The sequence below is a fragment of the Ructibacterium sp. SJQ-7 genome, assembly GCF_054696575.1.
Genome location: NZ_CP195193.1, coordinates 917,001 through 940,929, shown reverse-complemented (window position 1 = coordinate 940,929; position 23,929 = coordinate 917,001). Strand labels below are relative to the sequence as shown.

Below are 23,929 nucleotides of genomic sequence, written 5' to 3'. Positions count from 1 at the left end.
TAACGACTGCTACGCTATTTTTATGCAGCCAAGGTGTTGAGCCGATACTCAACCGGACTCATCCACCCAAGTTTTTCTTTTATTCTTTTCTCGTTGTAATATTTTATATATCTTTCAATAGCATCTTTAAGCTCTTCAAAGCTGTAATATGTAGTTCCATAATACATTTCCTGCTTTAATATTCCAAAGAAATTTTCCATCACAGAGTTATCATAACAATTTCCTTTCCGAGACATACTTTGAAATATTTTGTTTTCTTTAAGAACAGAGGAATATGCACCCATTTGATATGCCCAACCTCTGTCTGAATGGAATGTTCTTCTGTATGGGCAATCAGATGTTATTTCTATTGCTTGTTTCTGTGCCGATAAAACACTTGCCGCTGATGGAGTTTTGCTTATACCATAGCTTAACACTTCACCATTAAACATATCAAGAAATGGGTCTAAATACAATTTCTTAATTACCATTCGGCCTTTGTTGTCAATCTCATAATACTTAAATTCGGTCGTGTCAGTAGTTATCTTTTGATGCGGTACAGATGTATTAAATCGCCTGTTAATTCTGTTTGGTGCTATTTTACCAACATTGCCTTTGTACGAATTATATCTGCGACTTTTTCGAGTAAATGATGTGACCTGGAAACATAATTTTTGCATGATTCTTTGAACTTTCTTTTTATTCACAAAAATCTTTCTGTTTCGTAATTCTCTATATACCCGTCTGTAACCGTAATCCTTGTTTTCTATATGGATTTTAGTGATTTCATCCTCCAACTGTTTATCAGGATTTTCTCTGTCAAATCGTTTTTGCCAATACATATATGTTGCCTTTGGAAAACCGACTACTGCGAGAATGTCTTTTAATTTGAACTGTCCTCGGAGACTGTGGACAATTCTCGCTGTTTTTTCAGAAGAGTTTCCTCCTCTAAACGCAGTCTCCTCAATTCTTTTAAATATGCATTTTCTATTCTAAGTTTAAGTAGTTCGTCTTCAAGTTCTTTGACATGCTCGGCACTTGTATCCACGGGTTTTTCTCCGTCATATTTAGAAGGCTTTTTACATTCTCTTATATCCAATGTTTTCTTACGACCTTTCTTTTTAGGTCTCAAAGCATCAGGTCCGGCAATTCTGAAATCATTGACCCATTTTACAATCAATGATGGATTACTAATTCCTTGTGATAGTGCTAATTCCTGATATGAGACCTCACTTGATAGATACAATTCTACCATAGAAAGCTTAAATTGAAAAGTATATTTCTTATTTTGTCTCGAACGCATTAACCCTTCTTCACCAAATTCTCTGTATGCGTGTACCCATTCTTCAATTCTCCTCTTTGCAGGAATGTTATATTTACTTGCTAAATATCTATACCCACCTTCAGCATTTAGATATGCCTGCACAACCTCCATTTTAAATTCAAAACTATATTTTGCCATGAAAAAACCGACCTCCCAATAGTTAGATTTTTGGTCTAACTTTTGGGGGTCGGTTCAACAGCATTCTCTTTTTTATGTTAATAAATTAATCTAAAATTTCACCGTTTGTACCGATTGTATAAACTTGCCACGGAATGAATTTACCGCTGTTTTGCAACGCTGTTTTTGCGGCATACTCAATACCGCCGCAACACGGAACTTCCATACGAACTATCGTAACACTCTTAATGTTGTTGCTTTCGATAATCGCTTGCAATTTTTCGGTGTAGTCAATATCGTCAAGTTTCGGACAACTAATTAGTGTAATTCTGTTTTTTATAAACTTGTTGTGAAAATTGCCGTAAGCGTATGCACTGCAATCTGCCGCAATAAGAAGATTGGCATTGTCAAAATACGGTGCGTTGACAGGTACAAGTTTGATTTGTACCGGCCATTGTGAAAGTTGGCTCGTTGAAACAGGCGTGCTGGTTTCGGTATTGTGCTTTATAGCCTTTGCCATACTGCCCGGACAGACAAACGCAGGCTTTTCTTGTTCTTTTGCTTTCTGCATATTTTGCTTTACCGCATCTTCATCAAATGCGGCGGCTTCACGGGTTTCAAAAGAAATCGCATTAGTCGGACAGGTAGGTAAGCAGTTTCCTAAACCGTCACAGTAATCGTCACGCAAAAGCTTTGCCTTGCCGTCAACAATCCCTATTGCACCTTCTTGACAGGCATCGGCACAAATACCGCAACCTGTACATTTATCTTCATCTATTTTTATAACTTGTCTTATCATAATAATCCTCCGTTTTAATATGTTTTTCGACAATCACTATTATAATACAAAAATCAATAAAAGTCCACTATTTTAGTGTAAATTTTAAAGAAATATTATACCATTCCAAAAAGCATATAAATCAACGTTCCGACAACACCACTGCCAAGAATAATTGTAATTGCGTTCGTTTTAAATTTTCTGAGTAAAAACAGCGCCACAAGGAATATACCGAGTTCGACAAAACGAATATCTTTTAACGATGCAGAAAAAATATCGGTTTGGAAAAGTGCGAGCATTAGTATAGATGTGCCTGCAGAGGTTATAAGTGCGACAACAGCAGGACGAAGGGCGGATAAAACCGTCTGAACTCCGCCGACAGTGCGGTATTTATAGTAGAAATACGCGAGTATAAAGCATATGACAAATGACGGAATGATACATCCGAGCGAGCAAAGCAACACACCGCCTATACCGGCGATACGCATACCGACAAATGTTGATGAATTTATGGATATAGGACCCGGGGTCATTTCCGCAACAGTGATAAGGTCGGAAAATTCCTCCATAGTCATAAGGTGGTGTATGTTTACTATTTGTTCCTGAATAAGCGGAATTGCGGCATAACCGCCGCCGACACTGAACAGACCGACTTGTATAAATGAAAAAAATAATTTCAGTAAAAGCATTATCCAATCTCCTTTTTATGTTTCTCTTTTAAAACCGACACAAGTAAATCGAGTAGGCCTATTCCAAGACATACGAGTATGACTATCATAGCGCTTACCCCTAAAAAATAAGTACATACAAACGCAATAATCATCATTGCGATATATAAAATTCTGCGGGTTTTGAATACGTTTTTCGCAAGATTTATAACAACGTCAAATATAACTGCCGCAACGCCTGCACGCATAACTTGAAGTGCAACGGCTATGTATTTGTTTGTTCGGAATTGGTTATAGAACAGAGATATGATTGAAAGTACAATCATAGGAGGCAATATTGTGCCGAAAACAGCTGAAAGCGAGCCTAAAATTCCCGCCATTCTGTAACCGATTATAACAGATGCGTTGACGGGCAGCGGACCGGGTGCGGACTGAGTTATTGCGGTCACATCAAGCATTTCGTCCTCATCAAGCCATTGCAGCTCCTCAACAAATTTTTTCTTCATTAATGAAACGATTACAAATCCGCCGCCGAATGTACATGAGCTTAAAACAAACATAGACTTAAATAATGTCCATAATATCCACGCTTTACTTTTTTTCATTATGTAAATTCTCTCCTATTTTATTTTTAACGATTACATTATATCATTCTTTTTTGTGTTTGTAAATTCATAGGTCAGAATAAGATGTTAATAATTTTAAAAAAATTATAAAAAAATATTGTTTTTTGAAATAAAATCTGATAAAATGTAAGGCGGAATTAATTTTTAAAACAATGGAGTGATACAAATGGCAATTAAAATAGGTATATTGGGATACGGCAATCTTGGCCGCGGTATTGAATGTGCAATCAAGCAAAACGATGATGTTGAGCTTGCTGGTGTATTCACAAGACGTGATCCGTCAACTGTTAAGATTATGACAGAGGGCGTTAAGGTTTATTCGGTTGATGACGCTCCTAAGATGAAGGACGAAATCGATGTTATGATTCTTTGCGGCGGAAGTGCGACAGACCTTCCGAAACAAACACCGGAATATGTTAAGTATTTCAATGTTATAGACAGTTTTGATACACACGCAAAAATTCCTGAACATTTTGCGGCAGTTGACGCAGCTGCAAAGGCTAACGGCAACGTTGGTATAATTTCAGTAGGTTGGGATCCGGGTATGTTCTCACTTAACCGTCTTTATGCAAATGCTATACTTTCAGACGGTAAGGACTATACTTTCTGGGGCAAAGGCGTGAGCCAAGGTCACTCAGACGCTATCAGAAGAATTGACGGAGTTAAGGACGCAAAGCAATATACAGTTCCTGTTGACTCTGCACTTAAGGCAGTAAGAAACGGTGAAAACCCTGAACTTACAACTCGTCAAAAGCATACGCGTGAATGTTATGTTGTAGCGGAAGAAGGCGCAGATAAGGCTCGTATAGAAAATGAAATCAAGACAATGCCTAACTATTTCTCAGATTATGATACAACTGTAAACTTCATTTCAGAAGAAGAATTAAAGGCTAACCACAGCGGTATTCCTCACGGTGGATTTGTTATCAGATGTGGTAAGACAGGTTGGAACGGTGAAAATAGTCACATTATTGAATACAGCCTAAAGCTTGATTCAAACCCTGAATTTACTTCATCAGTGCTTATTGCATATGCAAGAGCCGCATATCGTATGAGCAAAGAGGGACAAAGCGGTTGTAAGACTGTATTTGACGTTGCACCGGCTTATCTTAGCAAGCTAAGCGGAGAAGAACTTCGCAAGAATCTTCTATAATAAATAATACAAGCAAAAGCCGTCTTAGGACGGCTTTTTTATCTGAGAGGGAATATGATTTTAGTAATAGCCGAGAAACCGTCATTGGGCAGAGATATTGCGGACGCACTGCCGGGACAGGTTACAGAGAGAAATAACAGATTTATACGAAAAGGCGACTATGCGGTCACATGGGTATTCGGTCATATGCTGAGCCTGAAAGAACCGGAAGACTATGATATGAAATATAAAAAGTGGTCGCTTGACGATTTACCGATATATTTCGACAGTTGGGAACTCAAAATGGGTGAGGACAGTAATTCAAACAGAAATTACGAAACCAAAGCACAGCGTGTCGGACTTATAGGCGAGTTGCTTGAAGAATCGGAATCTGTTATACATGCAGGCGATCCCGACGAAGAAGGACAGCTTTTAATTGATGAAATTCTTAGGTGGTTTGATTATAAAAAGCCTGTTAAAAGACTTAATACCGGTGATACGACACGCGGCGGACTTGTAAAGGCGCTGTCACATATGACAGATAACAACGACAGCTTGAATGAGGGTTGGTCGGCATATGCGAGAAGTGTCGCAGACCTTATGATCGGCGTCAATATGAGTCGATTTTTTACATGCTCAAATTCAGGCGTTTTGCTTGCGGTCGGTCGTGTTCAGACACCGACTTTGGGACTTGTCGTAAAACGTGATATGCAGATTGAGGGACATATAAAGACTGTGTATTATGATATTTTTGCCGATGTAAATGTTGAAACGGCTGACGGAAATAAAACCGTTACCGCAAAATATACAAAGAAAAAACAAAAGGGTACTGAAAATAAGCAAATAACTGAGCTTGACGAGGCGGAAAAGATAAAAAATGACCTTATAAACAAACGGTTTGACAATATTAAAATCGAAAAGAAAGTCGTAAATGAAGACCCGCCGTTGCCGTTTAACCTTGTAAAATTGCAAAGTTATTGCAGCAGCCACTTTGGGTATAACCCTGCCGATGTTATGGATATTACGCAGTCACTTCGTGAAACACATAAGGCGATAACGTATAACCGTTCGGATTGTCAGTATCTGTCGGAGGAACATTTTAAAGAGGCACCTAAAACGTTGGCGCAAGTTGTGCAGAATATTAAATTCAAGCCAAGTGAACTTGACCCGACAATTCACTCAAAGTGTTTTAATGATAAAAATATCACCGCACATTTTGCGATAATTCCGACAAATAATAAGGTTGATTTGAACAAGCTTACAGAACGCGAGAAAAATGTATATCTTGCGGTGTGTAAATATTATATGGCACAATTTTTGCCTAAGGCTGTTAAAGAAAAAACAAAAATGACGATTGAACTTGACGGAGAATATACGCTTGCGGCATATTCGACAGTCGTTTTGAAAAAAGGATATACGGCGATATTCAAGGATATAAAAGCCGAAGAAGTTACGGAACTTAGCACTATTGCGGACGGTATGTATTCAGGGACTGCGATTGACGCGCGGCTTGAGGAAAAAGAAACAAAGCCGCCGTCACGATACACAAAGGCGACCTTGAATGAAGATATGACAAGGATTGCGAAGTATGTAACTGATCCCGAGGTCAAGAAAATGCTTTTGGAAAAGGATAAGGATAAAAAAGGTGAAAACGGCTCAATCGGAACTTCCGCAACGCGAAGTACGATTATTGACAGCCTTATAACAAAAGGCTATGTTGCCGAAGACGGAAAACGGCTTATTTCAACGGAGCTTGGACGTGAACTGTACCGCATATTGCCCGATGAAATCAAGAAAGCTGATATGACGGCAAAATGGTGGGCGATACAAGAGGATATTCGTTCCGGCGATAAGACGTATAAATCGCTTACGGACAATGTGCTTGATACCATAAAAACAGTAATTTCTAATTCATATCCTGCGGTAAATCAAGCCGTTATGACAAAGGCGGTAACGGAAAAATATCACGAAGTAATCGGAACTTGTCCGCTTTGCGGCGGTAACGTTATAGAGGGAACAAGGGGATTTGGGTGCAGTAATTGGCGTGAGCCGATGAACTGTAAATTCACTGTTTGGAAAAATCAAACAAAAGGTATGTTCTCAAATGTCACAATAACTTTGCCTATGGCTAAAAAATTGCTTGCGGGTAAAAGTGTCAGAATGAAAAAACTGTTGAAGAACGACGGCACGACATTTGACGCTGATGTTGAATTGAAAGTAGATAAAGAATCGCAATATCCCGTACAATTTGTTTTTGCGCCGCCGAAACCGCTCGGAAAATGTCCGAAGTGTAACGGTGACGTTGTGGAAAGTATGAAAGCATTTTCGTGCAATAATAACTGCGGATTTATTATATGGAAGAAATCCGATAGGGGATTATTTAAGAAAACAACAATAACTCAAACAATGGTCAAAAAATGGCTTGCGGGTGACAAGGTGCGATGTAATAAGCTGATGGGTAAAAACGATACGGAATTTAAAGCGGACGTAACTATGAAATATAACCCCGACAGCGTGTATAACGCACCCGATTTTACATTGGAATTTGTGAATGACGAGAAAAAAGACGTATCTCAATAAAATGAGATACGTCTTTTGTTTTAAATCAAAACAGAATGACCGCATTTTTTGATAATTCTTTGGTTAAGCTCAGTTGCAAAATTGGTCATAACATTTTTGTTTGAAGCACAAATCGATGTTTTAGCACCGGATTTTAATGTGATTTCTAATTTATGATTAGAACCGGCATATAAAAACAACAAAGGTAAAATTATTGTATAGCAAGTGAGAATTGCCAAACATATATGATACCAAGTAAATACTTTTTTGACGTGCATAGCGGCTATATCGTCATATCTGACAATAGACATTTTGTTTGCTTTTTTGGGGAATGTCTTGACTTCCATACAATCATTCTTTGCAAGAATGGTATATTGAATGTAGGTAACAAGTAAAGCGAAACGCATACCTTTTGTGGTTGAAAAAGTGTATTCGGTATAGTCGTCGCTGTTGTCAACGGCTGCGTCGGAAACTGTAGGTTGTTCATAGTTTAAATCTTGTGTACTCATTATAAATTCCTTCTTTCATTTGTATTGAATTTATAATACCATATTTAAGGATTTTAGTAATGGACCTGTGGTGATAAAATAAACCCCATCTATAAAACAGATGGGGTTGGATACTGTAGACAAAACCTCTATGGTTTTGTCTACTTTATTTTTGGGAGTTTGAGGTGCAACCTCAAGTTTCAATCATTTCTGGTGACATGTGCGGCAGAAATGGCTTAAAATCTAAAGTTTCGACTTTGGAGGAACTTTATGATTTTTTCGATGAAAATACTCAAAAATTACATCGTAAGATGTAATTTTTGGAGCTGTCGACATTTTGTCGACAGGCTCATTGCAAATTATTTCAATGCGTCTTCGATTGCGTTAAGTTCGTCTTGTGTGAAGTCAAGATTATTTAGTGAGTTGACATTCTCAATAATCTGAGAAGCTTTTGACGCGCCAAGAAGAACACTTGTAAGTTTGCCGCCTCTCAAGTTCCATGCACAAGCCATTTGAGCAAGTGACTGACCTCTGTTTTCGGCAATCTTATTTAGCTTAACAATCTTTTCGATTTTATCGGCTGTAATGCCCTCTTTTGTAAGGAACGGTGAACTCTTTGCGGCTCTTGAGTCGGCAGGAATACCGTTTATGTATTTGTTTGTAAGAAGTCCCTGTGCAAGCGGACAGAATGAGATTGAACCTATACCCTCGTCTTTTAGAACGTCCTGCAAGCCGTTTTCAATCCAGCGTTCAAACATATTGTAACGCGGTTGATGAATAACAAGCGGAGTGCCAAGTGACTTCATAATTTCAGCCATTTGCTTTGTCTGTTCTGCGTTGTAGTTTGAAATACCTACATAAAGCGCCTTACCGCTTCTTACGATATGGTCAAGTGTCGACGCTGTTTCCTCCATAGGGGTGTCAGGATCGGGACGATGATGATAGAAAATATCAACATATTCAAGTCCCATACGTTTCAAACTTTGGTCAAGACTTGCGATAAGGTATTTTCTTGAACCGTGGTCGCCGTAAGGTCCGTCCCACATGCCGTAGCCTGCTTTTGTTGAGATGATTAATTCATCACGATACGGTGCAAGTTCGTTTTTCAAAACCTTACCGAAATTTTCTTCGGCACTGCCCGGATACGGACCGTAATTGTTTGCAAGGTCGAAGTGAGTAATGCCAAGGTCGAAAGCTGTTGTAAGCAAATCAACCATATTGTCGTAACTGTCGTTACTGCCGAAGTTGTGCCATAAACCAAGCGAAAAAGCAGGGAGTAACAGACCGCTCTTTCCGCAACGGTTATATTTCATTGTTTCATATCTTTCTTTGTTTGCAATATACATTTTCAAAATCCTTTCTTATTTTATATGTTGATTTTTGCGGAGTTTCTTGCAATAATGTTTTGTTCGATTATCGAAGAAACGGAACTTTTTTTATTAATTAAATCCATCAGCATTGAAAAACAACGCTTTGCCAATTCGTCGATGTTTTGACTTACTGTAGTGACCGATGGGATAAAGTACGCAGATGAAAGAGAATCGTCAAAACCTGTGATTTGCATATCGTTTGGGATGTTAATTCCGTTTTCGTGTGCGGCACTTATAATTCCCTGTGCAATTAAATCGTTGGACGTGATAATTACATCGGGGAGTGAGGTTATAATTTTTTCTGTGAACAGTCTTCTTGCGGTTTTCAGTTTGTCACCGTGCAGGCTTTCTTCTAAAAATATCACCGAAGTTGTGTCGCTGTATTTTTTTAATGCATCGGTATATCCGTTGTATCTGTCTAAAAGATTGCTTTGACCTGTCGGAGTTTCGCCGACGTACATAAATTCTCTGCAACCCGATTTGTAAAGTGAGTCAACCATTTTTTGAACGGTTTCCCTGTTGTTGAAAGTAACAGATGGAATATTGCCGACTTTTCGGTCGCCTGTAACTATAGGAATAGATTGTGCGGCGATGCTTTGAATAAGCGGAATGTCGGAATTGTCACCGATAAAAATAATACCGTCAATACGTCGCTCCAAAAGTGCTTTTATACTGTCCTTCTCTGCTTTTAAATTGTGTCCGCTTTCGGTAAAAAGTACGGTATAGTCAGACATACGGGCGTATTTAAGTATCGCTGACGCACACGTTGCGTAAAATTCACCTGAAATGTCGGGGAATACAACACCTATACTTTTGCTTTTTTCACAACGCAGACTTCTTGCAGTTGTGTTGGGTGTGTAATGCAGTTCTTTTACGGCGTTTTTTACGCGTTTGCAAGTATCGTCCGAAATTGAAGGATTACCTGAAAGTACGCGTGAAACGGTTGAAGGCGATACTTTTGCGAGTTTTGCCACATCTTTTATTGTTACTTTTTGCAATATTTCACCTCCTGTGCAATCGTTTGCGTAAATAGGTGTTTAAAATGCACAGATTAAATTTTGTATCTGTGCAATCGTTTGCATAAATAATATCATATGATTTCTAAATTGTCAACAGTTTTTATGAAAGCATATATTTTTAGAATATATCGTTAATTATTTAAAATGGTTGATATTTTCACAATATTTATCAAATATTGTGAAAATGAAACAATCGGATATATTTTTAAAAATAATTACAAAAATACTTGATTTAATAGAAAATGGGTGATATAATGACAACAACATTTATAAGAAAAATAATGAAAGGAAAGAAAATAATGCAAAAGGAAACTAAGAAAGAAAGATTTGACAGAATTTCAGAGGCAAGAAAAATTAAAATACTTGACGGAATTCGCCTGCTTGAAAACTGCTCAAACAAATCAAATTACGAATACACAAATGATGAAATAGAAAACATATTTGCAGACATTGAAAAAGCCTTACATTCGGCAAAAGCAAAATTTACGGCAGATACAAAGCAACAACGTATAGATATGTTTAAATCTGAGTTTGAAAGAGAATATACGTGGCTTAACGGATTTATGAGAAATGTTTACAGATTTGCAGATAAAGAGGCTATGATTTCTCCCGAAACAAAGACTGCTTGGACATATTCTGAACTTAATTCAGAAGCAAACCGTTTTTCAAATGCGATTTTGGACGCAGGAATAATAAAAGGCGGAGTAGTGATGTTCCAACTTTTGAATTGCCCGGAATTTGCGTTTGCATATATCGCTTGTCATAAAACAGGTACAGTAAGTTGTCCGATAAATTTCAGATTGTCAGCCGGTGAAATTGCAATAACTATTGAGGACAGCAGACCGACAGTATTTATATATGAATCAATCAACAAAGACGCTGTTGAACAGGCACTGAAACTTTCAAAATTCACACCGAAAGTGATAATTATGGTGGACGAAGAAGGAGTGGCTCCTATACCTGGTACGGTAAAATATTCGGATTTTGTGAAGAATGCATCGGCAGAAAATCCGAATTTGAATTGGAATCTTTCTATATATGATGAAACGACAAGACTTTATACATCGGGAACAACAGGCAAACCAAAAGGTGTTTGTATAACAAGCATAAACGAAGTGCTTTCGGCGCACGATGTTATGATACATTTCCCGTTCTCGTCAGAGGATAAGTCTATGAATACAACACCTTGGTTCCACAGAGGCGGTTTGCATTCGGGCGGTCTTACACCGACATTTTATGCGGGTGGCTGTGTTACGATAATGCGTAAATTTGACGCGGCTTTGACGCTTAAATATGTGGAAGATTATAAGCTTTCGTTCATAATCGGTGTACCGGCTGTTTTGGAACGTCTTACGGAGGCTCAGGAGAGAAACGGCAGAGATTTGAGTACACTTCACGGTATCGTTACAATGGGTTCGCCGCTTGAACGTGCGGCTTGTATGCGTTATCAGAGAGTGCTTACACCGAGAATATTCAATGGCTACGGAACAACCGAAACTTTCTGGAATACATTTCTTAGACCGAATGATTTACCTGAAATGGCGGGTACAGCGGGCAGAGCTTGTACTGATGATGACGTGCGAGTAGTAAAGGTATTTGAGGACAGACGTGCCGAACCTCACGAAATTGTTGCTAAAGATAATTGCGAAGTGGGTGAAGTGATTATCCGCTCACACGCAAAATCAGCGTATTTCTACTATAATAATGAGGGTGAAACAGAGCGTAAATTCCATAACGGATATTTGTACACAAACGACCTCGGTACTTGGGATGAAAATCATTTTATTACTATTGCCGGAAGAAAAGACGATATGATTATTTCACAGGGTGAAAATATTTATCCTACGCAGATTGAAGAAGTGCTTAATTCACATCCGAAAGTTGCGGACAGTATCGTTACAGCCGTTCCCGATAAAGCACACGGCGAAATTGTTACGGCTTATATCGTAAAAGCAGATGAATCGCTTACTGTTGACGAACTTGAAGAATTTTGTAAAAACAGTCCTATGATTTCAAACTATAAACGTCCGAGATATTATAGATTTACAGCGACTATACCGACAAATGTTACAGGTAAGAAACTTCATTATAAAATTAAGGAAATGGCAAAGAATGATCTTATAAACGGACTTTTAATTCGTGCATAAAATAAGGGTGGTGTAATACCACCTTTATTTTTTCGGTAATTTACAATTTATTTACAAAATATCAAACAATATTGTAATTTAGTGGCATATGTTGTATTATATAACATAGGGGGGAGAAAGGACTAATATACAATATGTATACAATTTTGCAAGAAGAAAAGAGTGTTGAGGGAGTGGTAAAGACTACATACGGCATCAAATGTGAGGAAATGTCTGTTAATGACGTGTCACCAAATAAAAAAGAGGTGACAGAATTAATCGACAGACTGAACAAATACGAATTGTCACCCTGTCATCTGCAAGATGTAATTGAAGATTTTATCTAACAGAAAAAGCAAGCATTGTTTGTAGCAGTAGCTTGCTTTTTTTGTAACTTTAATCGGAGGTGTTTGTTACTCGAAATACTAAACAGTCGCTCATTGACGGAAGGGAAAATGTATGATACAATTCAATATAGATTTCTTGTATCGCATAACGTCACATTCTGTCAGAAAAGTTAGCTGACAAATAAAACTGAGAAAGGGATTTGTTTAATGATGGATACAACTATAATTTATAACGATTACCTTTCGGGCGATGCAAAGGCTCTTGAAAGGCTTATGGAGATTTACGGTGACAAGCTGACGCTGTACATAAACGGATATATAAAAAATCTCCACGATTCGGAGGACTTGTTGATAGAAGTTTTTGCATATCTAATCAGCAAACGGCCGAATATTAAAAGCAGTTTTGAAAGTTACATATATAAAGCGGCTCGAAATCATGCACTGATGTTTTTGAGAAAAGCAAAAAGACATATCATTCTTACAGAGGAAGAAATGAATTTTTGCATAGAAAATACATTTGAAGATGAAGTGTGTATTGCGGAGCGAAACAAGCGGATTTATGATTGTATGGAATATTTGCCGTCCGCTCAAAAAGAGGCTCTTTATCTTGTATACATTGAGGGAATGAGTTACAAAGAAGCCGCTGCTGTTTTAAGAAAGTCGGCAAAACAGATTGATAAGCTGTTGCAGCTCGGCAAAAAGAAATTAAGACCTTTACTTGAAACGGAGGGGATAAAAAGTGCGTTCAACGACTGAAAGAATAAAACTGGTGAAAAAACAGGCTGATGAAATAAAAAAACAGCGTAACGAAAAAAGACATAGACTGGCGGTCATCTCGTGCTATTCGTTTGGCATTGCTTTAATTGTAGTTATATCGGCACTTGTATGTAATTTGAATTTTGCGGGGTTTGAGCAGACACCGATGCATGACACAGCCAGTATTTTTGCGAACAAAGGCTTTTTGGGTTATGTCGTTGTAGGAATTTTGGCGTTTTTACTTGGCATTTCGGTAACTTTGATGTGTGACATTCTTCACAAAAGAAATAAAGAGAGGAATGAGGAAAATGACAGAACTGACAGATAATCTTTTACAGCTTTTCTGCGTTTTTATCTGCGGATGCTACTCCTGCATTTCGGCAATACGAAACAGAAGTTACAATCGCCTTTTGGTATTGCTTTTTTACCTGAGCTTCGGAATGGGGCTTGCCTATTGGGTACTGTACCTTATATTGTTAGGCACTTCTCCGCTTGTGTTCTGTGTTTCGGAACTGAGTTGGACGGCATCGTATATTTTTCTTGCTTTACGTCTTTATGCAGATGTACCGAAAGAAAAACATAAAAATAAAGCGATATTTTGGATTTTACCGTTGTTTTCTCTGGGTATTGGTATTTTCTTTTGTTTGCGAGGCAGTTATTTTGAGAACATCTTAATGGGCACAGCGATGGGAATATTGGGTTTTTATGCGGTAAAAGGTATATATTTTGCAAAAATTCAAAAACAGACGGGTAAGCTGTGGATTTTTGCGGCGGCTTTGATTTTTTATGCGGCGGAATATCTTTTGTGGGGTTCTTCGTATTTTATTACGGAAAACACCTTTATAAATCCGTATTATTTGGTTGACATATTTATAATGAATCCGGCTCTTATTCTGATAGCCGTTGCACAGAACAGGGAGGAAAAGCTATGCCGTACAATATAGAAAATATATTTATATGCCTTGCGGCTCCGTTTTTACTTGCCGCACTCGGTACAAATACCGGCAACAGAAAAAATTACATTTTTATAGTTCTCGGATTTGTCTGCTGTATTATATCCGCCTATTTGAATACATTTTTTTCGGTGCTTTACGGTGCACAGGAAACATCTGCTGTATTGGAAATATCACCTGTTATAGAGGAAACGGTAAAACTCATTCCTCTTTTGTTTGGTTTGATTGTTTTTGAACTCCAACCGCAGGAGGGGGATAATATTATTTTTAATATTGCAGTGGGATTTGCTACCTTTGAAAATATCTGTTACCTTTTGGAACACGGAACAGGTAATTTGTTTTATTTGTTAGTACGCGGTTTTTCGACCGGGGCTATGCACATTACATGTGCTTTTATAATCGGGTACGGACTTAGAGTATTCCGCCGACCCGCTGCGTTAAAGGCATCCGGCATTTTTGCACTGTTGTGCGTCGCGATTACATTTCACGCAATGTTTAATATGCTTATGAAAACCGACGGTTTAATAAAGCAATTTGGATATGCGGTTCCGATTGTTTCTTGCCTTATTCTGTTTCTGCTGAAATACCGTTTCAGAAAAATAACTGATTCAAAATAACTCTGTTTTATTCAGACCGGAAAAAAATCCGGTCTTTTTTTGTTTTTTTAGGGGGAAATTTTATATTTTCAAGCACCTATATAATAAAAGGGTGGATTGAGGAGGTGTGTGAATTGAAATCTAATGCGGAAAGAATGAATTTAGTTTTCGCACGTGCGAAAAAGATAAAATATTGCAGGGAGACAAAAAAGCTGAATTTCTGCAAAGTGGCAACCGCCCTGCTTTCCGTTCTTTTGCTGTGCTGCACCGCATTATTTCCGACATCGTACAAAAGTGCGGCGGTTGCAGGTTACTGCGGTGCAATTCTGCTGATAGACGGAATGGGCGGATATGTACTGACAGCGGTTGTGACTTTCATAATCGCAACGGTGATTACCGTAATTTGTATCAAAATAAAAAACAGGAGGGACAGAAAATGAGAAAAAAAATAGTGTCTATGATATTATCACTTTGCATCATAGTTTGCGCACTGCCGATGAATATTTTTGCGGCGCCCGAGCAAAACGAAACACTTACCTTTAACGGCGGTAAAACGCTTCTTCTGCAAAACGATTATATAAGCTTTTATTTCTACGATTTGCAGTATCAAACCTATACGGCAACGGTTCCGAGGGCAATCGCAAAGGAAACAGGCGAGGTTTTTACACAGGATATTCAAGCCCCAGACTGCCAACTTAATGTTTATACCGGCGGGGGAAATAAGAAGAAAATCTATCCGTATATCACACTGCAAAAAGCGGAATTTGTGTCCGAAACGCCGAACGGAAAAAATACCGCAATTAAGGCAGAATACAACATGGAAATGGTTCTGAACGATATTCCCGGAACTCCGTACGGCACAATAATGCCGGCAAAAGCAACGGTTTATCACGAGCTTGTATGTCTTGACAAAAAGGATAAAACGGCTTGGGGCGTTTTGACAACCGTCAGTGAAATACAAATGAACAGAGATGATTTCCCCGAACATGATTTGTACTTTGAGTGGCGGTATGTGATGAACAATTTTACCGGAATGGGTCACAGTGAAACCGCAAACAGCTCCGGAGGTCCGGCGATTAAGATGGATCGCACAACAGTAACCGAAAGCGGTGAAATAACAACGAAAAGTTCGGTTGTAACAGGCAAAATTGATGATGTGTCAACAAAGCACGTTCCGAAAGGCTATACCTTGTGGGGCGATGTAGACGGCGTTTATGTTAATGAAATTTACACAGACGCATATCCGTGGGCAAATCCGTTTGTCGGTTTGTCCGATTACTACGATAACTTCGATATTGTGTATTGCGGAGATTCTCCGCTGCGTGTAAGCTTGCCGCAGACAGTTACCGTGAGGCCGAACGATTTTCCTGTTCTTACATGGGTGGAAAGCAAAAGCTACTGTGGCTTTGACCTTGACGCAAATACGGAAATGTCGGTCGGTGCGCAGTATCTGTGGGGTTATCGTAATCTGAAAACACTGAGCGAGGAGCTTCCGACAAAACCTGACGAAATATCATCAAGTTTTTCCGCAAAGCGTCTTGCGGTATTTGAGTCAAACGGCGCAATTACCGTTGAATATGTCTCGGATGACGCCACACTTGAAAGTTTAAAAAAGAAATATAATGCGTCTCCTGTTGCACAAATAGCCGGCGAGTATAAAAGCACAAACGGTTCTTCTTTTGAATTTACCGGCGGAGCGGCAACGCTTTCTCCGTCTGTGACGGCAACGTGGGACGAAAATAATGGCGGAAAGTTGATTGTTTACAAAGACGGACGAATCGAACAGCATGGCGTTAATTTGAACGCTCCGTCATTCAAATTCTATCAGCCGCAAAACGGTGCGGAAGACTCTTTGAAAATTACAATGTCAAAAGAAGGTCTTTCGTTTGATATTGAACCCGACAAAAACAACGCAGTGATTTTTGTCGATATTCCATATGCGACGACAAAGTTGGAAAAAGCAACCGCAGATGCGGACGGCAACCTTGTTTTTAACGGTGAAATCGGATTCAAAACAGTATTTGACGGTGCTGAATTTTCGCTTGAAAAGTTGGGTTACGGTTTAGAAGAAAAGACGGTAAACGGCAAAAAGAAATATGAATTTAAGGTAAACGGCGTAAAAGCAAAAGGCAGCTTTGACACCGCCAAGATGATGGCGTTGGAGCTTGCAAAGGTTGAGGGTGAAGTAAACACCTTTAAGGGCGAGGAGCGATATGCGTTCAGTCTTGAACTGAATGCCTTTGACCTTTTTGAAACCGAGGCGGCACTTGCTCTTGAACGTAGCAATAACGGCGCTCTTATCCCTGACGAATTATGGTTTTATGTAAAATCATCACCGGGAATTGTGCTTGTTCCGCCTGTTCCTATAGGACAGCTTAACGGCGGAGGTGCCGGTTTTAAGGATCTTGCCGCAACGGTAAATGGCAATTATCTTGCCATTCCTCCTGTAAAATTACGCGGTGCATTGACGGGAACATATTTGCATCTTATCGAAGGAACAGGTAACATTATTATAGGACCGAGCGAGATTTCACTAAAAGCGACCGATGTTAATCTTGTAGGTGCAGGGGCGGCAACGCAGATTGTCGACAGCTTCGGCTATTCCTTAAAATTAAACGGACAGGAACGCAGTTATAAAGGTAATACATATGAAGGCATTTATTTCGGCGGCTCAAAGAAGCTTGCATTAAATCTGCCGAGTAAACAGATAGACGTTATAACGTTTGATTCTTCTATTGAATTGGGTGCTTTCGGCGGAGTGAATAACAGTAAGGATTATCTGTATCTTGCAATCGGTGCAAACGGCACGGTTGCAGGCAGAGTTCAGATTCCAAAAAGTAGTCCTGTTCTTGCCGGCAAAGGGTTTAACGTCGGAAATATTAATCTGATCGTAGGCGGTCAGACGGCTTTCCCAATCAGAAACGTCACAGTTGAGGAGGGTATGAAGCAAGCCTTCCAAAATGTCGATGTGTACCTCGGCGTGGTGGCTGAGGTGGGCGGTTGGTTAGCCAGCGCGCGAGCATGGGTACTTGTGCCGAAAATCGTAGAGACCGACTTCCGCAAAGGCGGCGGCTGGGATATTGAGTTTAAGATGTTAGGCTATATGCCTGAATGGAACTGGGCGGATAAAGGTGTGTCACCGGTTGTAAGTATGCTTGCGGAAGACAGCGATGCGAATTTTGCGGCGGTGCGAGATGAGAACTTTGTGCTTGCAAACACCGGCGTGAGTCGGACGGAAATCTCAGCAAGTGCCGGTACAGACGAAGCACCGTATATCGTACTTGCCTTTGACGGAAATCTAACCGAGGAGCAGATCAAAGAGAACCTAAAGATTTTCAATGACAGAAACGTTGAGCTTAATATCGACTGGATGACTGATGACAGTCAGTTTAATCCTGACGAAGATGTCAGCGCGACAACTATTGCAGATATGGAAAAAACAAACGCTGACGGCAAAAAATATCGTCTGGCTCTTCTGCGACTTAAAGAAGACGGAAAGTATATCGTTGATGCAGGCGGGTTGACTTTTACCGATGAAAAGACATTTTCTGTTGAGCCGTTTGAGAAGTTGGCACTGACACTGAATGACAATCAAATTTCCGGTAAGGTGAAGTATGCCGTGGATAACACGCCTTACGTTATCCGCACTTATTTTTCAAACGAAGAGGGCGGAGCGGACTATATGATTTCAGAACAGGAAATCAGTGATACCTCAAATATTGAACTTTCCGTTCCTGCATCGGGTGCGATAGCACCGACAGGTGAATATTATGTAACAGCCTTTCTTATGACGAAAAAGCAAGCAGATCTTAACGGTGACGGTAAGGAGGAAGACGCACTTATTGCTATTGATAATCAAGCGTTTAACACAAAAGTTGCATATACCAATGTAAACGAACCGTCCGCACCGACAGATGTTACTCTGCAAACGTCAGGAAATGAGGTAATGCGTGCGGAGTGGAATGCGTCAGAAAATGTTGACGGTTATAATGTGAAAATTTATGAGGAAAAAGACGGCGAATGGACAGACACAGGATTTGGATATGATTTGGATAAAGACACGACAGCGGTTGATATGGCACTAACTGTCGGAGGAAACGGCGTTCGTGTAAACGAAAACGGAGATACCGCGGAGTCTGTTCCTGCCGAGAATTTGTTGCCTGATAAGACATATAAAGTCGGTGTTCGTGCATACAAAGAATCGGAAAACGGAAAGTATTACAGTAAGGAAACCGAATCTACAGGCGAATTTCTTCCTAAATATACACCTATGGATATAGCACTTTCGATGAACGGTAACGAATGCACTGCCGATGAAAACGGCGTTTATCACGCGTATATCGGCGGCGGTGACAATACTTTGTCTGTAAGCGGATCGGACGCTGATGCGACATTTAAGCTGACAAGAATGGACACAAATGACCAAATACCAAACGAAAACGGTGAAAACACCTTTGCAATTCCGGAATTTGAGGGAAGTTTGATGTTTAAGATTGACGGTATTTCCGGCAAGGATGTAACAAGTGTATTCCTACTTATTAATATGGATAAAGAACCACCTGTTCTGACGCTTTCATCTGATATATTTTATGCAGACAATGAAAGCGGCGAATATACGATAACAGGAATATCAGATGCGGGCAGCAGAATTATATACGGCGATAATGAAGAAGTTGTTGCAGGCAGTGACGGTAAGTTTGCTGTTTCGGGAAAACTTTATGAAAGTCAAACAAGCAGTGTTATTATGCTTTGTGCACAGGATTTTGCCGAAAATACATCAATACCGCAGACTGCACTTGTTATAAAGAAAATATCAAACACCGTAACGGTAAATGACAGCTATGCGGAAAATTCGGGTAGCGGAGAGTATTCAGAGGGTGAAACGGTAACGATTAAGGCCGGCGAACGCAGCGGATATAAATTCAGCGGTTGGACGACTGACGACGGTGTACAGTTTGCGGACAGTAAGTCGGCAGAAACAACATTTACAATGCCGAGTAAAGCCGTAACCGTAACCGCTAACTGGACGAAATCAAGTGGCGGTAACGGAGGCGGAGGCGGTAATGTGCGTTATACCGTTTCGTTTGAAACAAACGGCGGTAATGATATTGCAAGCAAAACCGTTACAAAAAACAGTGTTATAAAAGAGCCTGAATTACCGATAAAAGACGGATTTGACTTTGAGGGATGGTATACCGATAAAGAACTCAAAACAAAATATGATTTTACTGAAAAGGTAACAAAGAATTTCACGCTATATGCGAAATGGACTGAAAAGGATAACGGTGAATGGAAAAATCCGTTTACCGATGTTAAGGAAAATGACTGGTTTTACGCTTCGGTGAAATACGCGTATGAAAATGACTTGATGAAGGGCATATCAAATACAGAATTTGCACCTGACAGCGAAGTTACCAGAGCGATGTTTGTAACGGTTATCTATCGTATGGAAAATGAGCCACAGACGGGAAAATGTGCTTTTACTGATGTTGAAAGTGACAGCTATTACGAAAATGCAGTTGCTTGGGCAAATGAAAACGGTATTGTTTCGGGCATTTCTGAAGAGTGTTTTGCTCCGAACGAGCCAATTACCCGTGAACAGATGGCGGCGATTATCTATCGCTATGCAGCGTTTAAAGGATATGACATAACTACAAGCAGCAACACATCTTATACGGATAACGACAATATTTCGGATTATGCAAAGGATGCTGTAATATGGGCGGCTGAAAAGTCCGTTATGACAGGTAATACAGACGGTAGCTTTGCACCGAAAGCAAACACAACAAGAGCACAGGTTGCTTCGGTATTTATGCGTATGGTTGAAAACTTAAAATAAAATATTGAAATTTCTCTAATAGATAATGAGAAAAAAGACCGCTCGGAATAGAGGTGAAATGCCTTTATTGACGAGCGGTTTTTTTTGCTTACGGTAAATTCACAAAGTAGTTGGATTACCTGACACCGGAGCATCTTCATACTGAAAAAAACAATAAAAAAACCGAGTGACATACAAAAACTTTAAAGTTTTGTAAGAACACTCGGTATGGTGCAGATGAAGGGACTTGAACCCCCACGTCGGTGACACTAGATCCTAAGTCTAGCGCGTCTGCCAATTCCGCCACATCTGCAAACAACATAATATATTATAGCAGTGAAAAGTTGATTTGTCAATACTTTTTTATAAAAAAATTAATTTTTTTATTCTTTCAACATATTATGCGTTTTATCAATGATAAAAGTCATAGCGGACGGCACAACATTTATGACGGTATGTTTAGGATTGCCGCCGTATTCGCCGTCAAGGGTCCATTTAATATTCTCATCACATTCAAATTCAAAATACGAAGATTTTGCAAACAAATATTCATCGCCGGAATTTTCTCCACGCATAAGATTAATAAGAATATTTTGAAATTCGATAAGATTAGTCGGACGTTTAAAAACGAGCATTTCAAACAATCCGTCATTCAAATCTACATTTTTAAGTTGTTTTGTTTTATGCAATCCCGCAACGGAGGTTGCGTTTAAAATCATGCATAGGAATATATCGCCTTCAAATTCGCCGTTATCGTATTTTATTTTAACGTGATAAGACGGAAGGGAAGAAAGCCGTTTCATACCCTCCAAAACATATGCGGTATGACCGAGAATGTTTTTTGCTTCCTGCGGTGTATCATAAGGAACATCGGTAAATGCACCGAATGCGGCAACATAGTTAAAAGTCGTACTGTTAAACTTACCTATATCGCATTTAAACGGAACGCCGTTTACGGCAATATCGGACGATTTCGCTATACTTTTCGGCAATTCAAGAGTAGAGGCAAAGTCGTTTGTTGTGCCTGTTGGAATATATCCAAGACAAGGTCTTTTGTCGGCGTCAAATTCCATAAGTCCTTTTACTGCTTCATTTAAAGTACCGTCGCCGCCTGATACAACAATTCGGTCAAACTTATCACCGTTATTTTTTATATAATTGTAAGCGTCCAAACGTTCTTGAGTCGGACGGACTGTAATGTCATATTCGGCTTTGGCAAATTTATCGAGAATATCAAGAAGATGATTTTTTATTTGCCCTTTACCTGAATGTGGATTAAAAATAAAAAGCATTTTCTTTGTCATAGAAATCACCTCAAACTTTTAAGTATTTTATAGATAAATTATACCTTTTTAAAAGAAAATAGTCAAGAAAATACTTGCTATTAATGTAGTTTGCGTGTATAATATTACTATTATGCAACAATAGGAGGGGAAATAATTGCATATAGTAAAGGAAAAGAGATTTTACATTAATCTGCTCACAATAACAATACCGATTGCACTGCAAAATCTTATCAGTTTTGCGACAAGTATGATGGATACGATTATGTTGGGACGAGCAGACGATACGGGTGTGTTTTTGTCAGCATCATCGCTTGCAAATCAGCCGTTTTTCATTTTATCGCTTGTCTGTTTCGGCTTGGCGGGTGCATCAACGGTACTTAGTGCGCAATATTGGGGAAAACGTGATACTGCGTCAATACGGTCGATTTATTCGATTATATTAAAAGTTGCGTTTGTCATTTCAACACTTATGGCACTTGCGGTACTTATATTTCCGCAAGCCGTGATGGGGATATATTCAAACAATGATGAAATAATCGCGGCAGGAATATCATATCTGCGTATTATCGGTTTTGCGTATATTTTGTTTGGTCTAAGCAATACGATGATATGCTGTATAAGAAGTATAGAGCTTGTGAAAATATCTGTTGTGGTAAATATTACATCGTTCTGTACAAACGTATTTTTGAATTGGGTGCTTATTTTCGGTAATCTCGGAGCACCGGCGCTGGGTATTCGCGGTGCGGCGATTGCAACTCTCACAGCAAGAATACTTGAATTTTTGATAGTAAGTATATACATTTTCTGCATTGACAAACGTCTTAATTTTAAACCTAAGCATTTGTTCTTGTTTGACAAGATATTTGCGCTTGACTTGTTTCAACACGGATTGCCTGTATTTATAAATGAAGTTATGTGGTCGCTCGGTGTATCAGCACAAGCGGCAATACTCGGACACATTAAATATTCAGCCGGTGACCCCGTTGCAGCCAATTCAATCGCGTCAATGGTGCAACAGCTTTCAACGGTTGTTATATTCGGTATCGCTAATGCAGCAGGAATTATAATAGGTAAATCTATCGGTTCGGGAAAAATCGAAAGGGCAAAGGTTGAAGCAAAAACATTAAAATATTTAAGCTATGTTATCGGCGTTATTGCCTGCGGAGTTATATTGCTTTTGAAGAATTTTGTTATCAATTTCTACACAATTCCGCCCGAAACAAAGGCACTTGCAAATGAATTGATGGTAACGATTGCGTTCATAACTATATTTGTATCGGTTTCATCTGTTACGATTGTCGGAATACTTCGCGGCGGAGGAGATACGAGATTTTGTATGTTTGCGGAAATTATTACGCTTTGGTGTGTTGCAACACCGCTTGCGCTGATAGGTTCACTTTTAAGGTTGCCTGTACCGCTTGTATTGATTTTGATGAAAAGTGATGAGCCGTTAAAAAGTTTGGTGTCGGTCATTCGTATAAATAAAAATAAATGGATAAAATCGCTTGCAAGAGATTTTAACAGGGAGGAAGTATAATGAGAATACTCGGAATAGATTACGGTGACGCAAGAGTGGGCATTGCGGTAAGTGATTTGCTTGGCTTTATGGCACAAGGCGTAAGAACGATAAAAAACAGAGGTACCGAAAAATTACTGACCGAATTAAAGGAAATACTTGACGAATACAAACCCGAAAAAATAGTTATCGGTCTGCCGAAAAATATGGACGGAAGTGAGGGCTTTCGTGTTGACGCAACGCACGAATTTGCCGACGCACTTAAAACAATATATGACGGCGAAATTGTATTTTGGGATGAAAGACTTTCGTCTGTCGGTGCGGCAAGGTTTCTGAATGAAACAAATACACGCGGAAAAAAACGAAAAGATGTATTGGATACCGTTGCGGCGTGCATAATACTTGACGGATATTTAAGTTCGCAAAAAAATAAATAGATTGACATTTCAAGTGGTATATATTACAATATAA

General features: G+C 39.2%; 20 protein-coding genes and 1 tRNA gene. 12 read left to right on the top strand and 9 right to left on the bottom strand.

Translation table 11 applies throughout. The features are described from left to right. Positions 1 to 20 precede the first annotated feature (20 nt). The 4 genes from ACSAMO_RS04170 to ACSAMO_RS04155 form a co-directional block, all read right to left on the bottom strand. A protein-coding gene (locus ACSAMO_RS04170; RefSeq protein WP_303693311.1) for an IS3 family transposase occupies positions 21 to 1,441 on the bottom strand; the annotation gives its coding sequence in 2 pieces (ribosomal slippage) (positions 21 to 919 and positions 919 to 1,441; 1,422 coding nt in all). Between the two features lie 85 nt (positions 1,442 to 1,526). Then, positions 1,527 to 2,219, bottom strand: a complete 693-nt coding sequence (locus ACSAMO_RS04165) for an ATP-binding protein (protein WP_412332097.1) — start codon at positions 2,217 to 2,219, stop codon at positions 1,527 to 1,529. A gap of 95 nt (positions 2,220 to 2,314) precedes the next feature. Further along, positions 2,315 to 2,887 carry a chromate transporter gene (locus ACSAMO_RS04160; RefSeq protein WP_147513735.1) on the bottom strand — a complete coding sequence of 191 codons (573 nt, stop codon included), beginning with the start codon at positions 2,885 to 2,887 and terminating at the stop codon, positions 2,315 to 2,317. Further along, positions 2,887 to 3,471, bottom strand: coding sequence for a chromate transporter (locus ACSAMO_RS04155; RefSeq protein WP_118446545.1), 585 nt, complete (start codon positions 3,469 to 3,471; stop codon positions 2,887 to 2,889). The genes ACSAMO_RS04160 and ACSAMO_RS04155 overlap by 1 nt, the downstream gene beginning before the upstream one ends. 187 nt (positions 3,472 to 3,658) lie before the next feature. Here ACSAMO_RS04155 and ACSAMO_RS04150 point away from each other — a divergent pair, with 187 nt between their 5' ends. Then, entirely contained in the window at positions 3,659 to 4,645 is a 987-nt protein-coding gene (locus ACSAMO_RS04150) for a diaminopimelate dehydrogenase (protein ID WP_022230860.1), read from the top strand. A 54-nt stretch (positions 4,646 to 4,699) separates the two neighbouring features. Continuing rightward, entirely contained in the window at positions 4,700 to 7,204 is a 2,505-nt protein-coding gene (locus ACSAMO_RS04145; RefSeq protein WP_499209910.1) for a DNA topoisomerase, read from the top strand. 20 nt (positions 7,205 to 7,224) lie between these two features. On the opposite strand, the gene ACSAMO_RS04140 is transcribed toward ACSAMO_RS04145, so the two are convergent. From ACSAMO_RS04140 to ACSAMO_RS04130, 3 genes are all read right to left on the bottom strand, one after another. Further along, the gene (locus tag ACSAMO_RS04140; RefSeq protein ID WP_499209909.1) at positions 7,225 to 7,692 is read right to left on the bottom strand and encodes a hypothetical protein; all 468 of its coding nucleotides are present in this window, start codon (positions 7,690 to 7,692) and stop codon (positions 7,225 to 7,227) included. A 338-nt stretch (positions 7,693 to 8,030) separates the two neighbouring features. Next, a complete protein-coding gene (gene mgrA, locus ACSAMO_RS04135) occupies positions 8,031 to 9,017 on the bottom strand; it encodes an L-glyceraldehyde 3-phosphate reductase (protein WP_499209908.1) in 987 nt (328 codons plus the stop codon). 20 nt (positions 9,018 to 9,037) lie between these two features. Then, positions 9,038 to 10,039 (bottom strand): LacI family DNA-binding transcriptional regulator, encoded by a 1,002-nt coding sequence (locus ACSAMO_RS04130; RefSeq protein WP_499209907.1) that lies wholly within the window; start codon positions 10,037 to 10,039, stop codon positions 9,038 to 9,040. Between the two features lie 275 nt (positions 10,040 to 10,314). Between ACSAMO_RS04130 and ACSAMO_RS04125 the strand changes: the two genes are divergently transcribed. From ACSAMO_RS04125 to ACSAMO_RS04090, 8 genes are all read left to right on the top strand, one after another. Next, on the top strand, positions 10,315 to 12,207 hold the full coding sequence (locus tag ACSAMO_RS04125) for a class I adenylate-forming enzyme family protein (RefSeq protein WP_499209906.1): 1,893 nt from the start codon (positions 10,315 to 10,317) through the stop codon (positions 12,205 to 12,207). A 134-nt stretch (positions 12,208 to 12,341) separates the two neighbouring features. Then, positions 12,342 to 12,533 carry a DUF6514 family protein gene (locus tag ACSAMO_RS04120; RefSeq protein ID WP_499209905.1) on the top strand — a complete coding sequence of 64 codons (192 nt, stop codon included), beginning with the start codon at positions 12,342 to 12,344 and terminating at the stop codon, positions 12,531 to 12,533. A gap of 207 nt (positions 12,534 to 12,740) precedes the next feature. Then, complete coding sequence (locus ACSAMO_RS04115) at positions 12,741 to 13,289, top strand: RNA polymerase sigma factor (RefSeq protein WP_022230867.1); 549 nt, start codon at positions 12,741 to 12,743, stop codon at positions 13,287 to 13,289. After that, complete coding sequence (locus tag ACSAMO_RS04110; RefSeq protein WP_412276252.1) at positions 13,273 to 13,617, top strand: hypothetical protein; 345 nt, start codon at positions 13,273 to 13,275, stop codon at positions 13,615 to 13,617. Before ACSAMO_RS04115 ends, ACSAMO_RS04110 begins: the two co-directional genes overlap by 17 nt. Next, entirely contained in the window at positions 13,598 to 14,233 is a 636-nt protein-coding gene (locus ACSAMO_RS04105) for a hypothetical protein (protein ID WP_412276254.1), read from the top strand. Before ACSAMO_RS04110 ends, ACSAMO_RS04105 begins: the two co-directional genes overlap by 20 nt. Continuing rightward, positions 14,218 to 14,859: a PrsW family glutamic-type intramembrane protease gene (locus ACSAMO_RS04100; RefSeq protein ID WP_412276256.1), complete on the top strand. Its 642-nt coding sequence runs from the start codon at positions 14,218 to 14,220 to the stop codon at positions 14,857 to 14,859. The genes ACSAMO_RS04105 and ACSAMO_RS04100 overlap by 16 nt, the downstream gene beginning before the upstream one ends. Positions 14,860 to 14,972: 113 nt before the next feature. Further along, positions 14,973 to 15,278, top strand: coding sequence for a hypothetical protein (locus ACSAMO_RS04095; protein ID WP_337599185.1), 306 nt, complete (start codon positions 14,973 to 14,975; stop codon positions 15,276 to 15,278). Continuing rightward, positions 15,275 to 20,677, top strand: a complete 5,403-nt coding sequence (locus ACSAMO_RS04090) for an S-layer homology domain-containing protein (RefSeq protein WP_499209904.1) — start codon at positions 15,275 to 15,277, stop codon at positions 20,675 to 20,677. The genes ACSAMO_RS04095 and ACSAMO_RS04090 overlap by 4 nt, the downstream gene beginning before the upstream one ends. Before the next feature lie 208 nt (positions 20,678 to 20,885). On the opposite strand, the gene ACSAMO_RS04085 is transcribed toward ACSAMO_RS04090, so the two are convergent. Beyond that, positions 20,886 to 20,969: transfer RNA gene (locus ACSAMO_RS04085), tRNA-Leu, on the bottom strand. A gap of 70 nt (positions 20,970 to 21,039) precedes the next feature. Next, entirely contained in the window at positions 21,040 to 21,960 is a 921-nt protein-coding gene (locus ACSAMO_RS04080) for a diacylglycerol/lipid kinase family protein (protein WP_499209903.1), read from the bottom strand. A gap of 136 nt (positions 21,961 to 22,096) precedes the next feature. On the opposite strand from ACSAMO_RS04080, the gene ACSAMO_RS04075 reads away from it, so the two are divergent. Both ACSAMO_RS04075 and ruvX read left to right on the top strand, forming a co-directional pair. Next, complete coding sequence (locus ACSAMO_RS04075; protein WP_499209902.1) at positions 22,097 to 23,479, top strand: MATE family efflux transporter; 1,383 nt, start codon at positions 22,097 to 22,099, stop codon at positions 23,477 to 23,479. Further along, positions 23,479 to 23,895, top strand: a complete 417-nt coding sequence (ruvX, locus tag ACSAMO_RS04070) for a Holliday junction resolvase RuvX (protein WP_022230100.1) — start codon at positions 23,479 to 23,481, stop codon at positions 23,893 to 23,895. Before ACSAMO_RS04075 ends, ruvX begins: the two co-directional genes overlap by 1 nt. The last annotated feature ends 34 nt before the right edge of the window (positions 23,896 to 23,929 follow it).

Coding starts and splice junctions, on each gene's coding strand:
- ACSAMO_RS04165 (WP_412332097.1), bottom strand. CDS start 2,219: ATGATAAGACAAGTTATAAAAATAGATGAAGATAAATGTACAGGTTGC.
- ACSAMO_RS04160 (WP_147513735.1), bottom strand. CDS start 2,887: ATGCTTTTACTGAAATTATTTTTTTCATTTATACAAGTCGGTCTGTTC.
- ACSAMO_RS04155 (WP_118446545.1), bottom strand. CDS start 3,471: ATGAAAAAAAGTAAAGCGTGGATATTATGGACATTATTTAAGTCTATG.
- ACSAMO_RS04150 (WP_022230860.1), top strand. CDS start 3,659: ATGGCAATTAAAATAGGTATATTGGGATACGGCAATCTTGGCCGCGGT.
- ACSAMO_RS04145 (WP_499209910.1), top strand. CDS start 4,700: ATGATTTTAGTAATAGCCGAGAAACCGTCATTGGGCAGAGATATTGCG.
- ACSAMO_RS04140 (WP_499209909.1), bottom strand. CDS start 7,692: ATGAGTACACAAGATTTAAACTATGAACAACCTACAGTTTCCGACGCA.
- mgrA (WP_499209908.1), bottom strand. CDS start 9,017: ATGTATATTGCAAACAAAGAAAGATATGAAACAATGAAATATAACCGT.
- ACSAMO_RS04125 (WP_499209906.1), top strand. CDS start 10,315: ATGACAACAACATTTATAAGAAAAATAATGAAAGGAAAGAAAATAATG.
- ACSAMO_RS04120 (WP_499209905.1), top strand. CDS start 12,342: ATGTATACAATTTTGCAAGAAGAAAAGAGTGTTGAGGGAGTGGTAAAG.
- ACSAMO_RS04115 (WP_022230867.1), top strand. CDS start 12,741: ATGATGGATACAACTATAATTTATAACGATTACCTTTCGGGCGATGCA.
- ACSAMO_RS04105 (WP_412276254.1), top strand. CDS start 13,598: ATGACAGAACTGACAGATAATCTTTTACAGCTTTTCTGCGTTTTTATC.
- ACSAMO_RS04100 (WP_412276256.1), top strand. CDS start 14,218: ATGCCGTACAATATAGAAAATATATTTATATGCCTTGCGGCTCCGTTT.
- ACSAMO_RS04090 (WP_499209904.1), top strand. CDS start 15,275: ATGAGAAAAAAAATAGTGTCTATGATATTATCACTTTGCATCATAGTT.
- ACSAMO_RS04080 (WP_499209903.1), bottom strand. CDS start 21,960: ATGACAAAGAAAATGCTTTTTATTTTTAATCCACATTCAGGTAAAGGG.
- ruvX (WP_022230100.1), top strand. CDS start 23,479: ATGAGAATACTCGGAATAGATTACGGTGACGCAAGAGTGGGCATTGCG.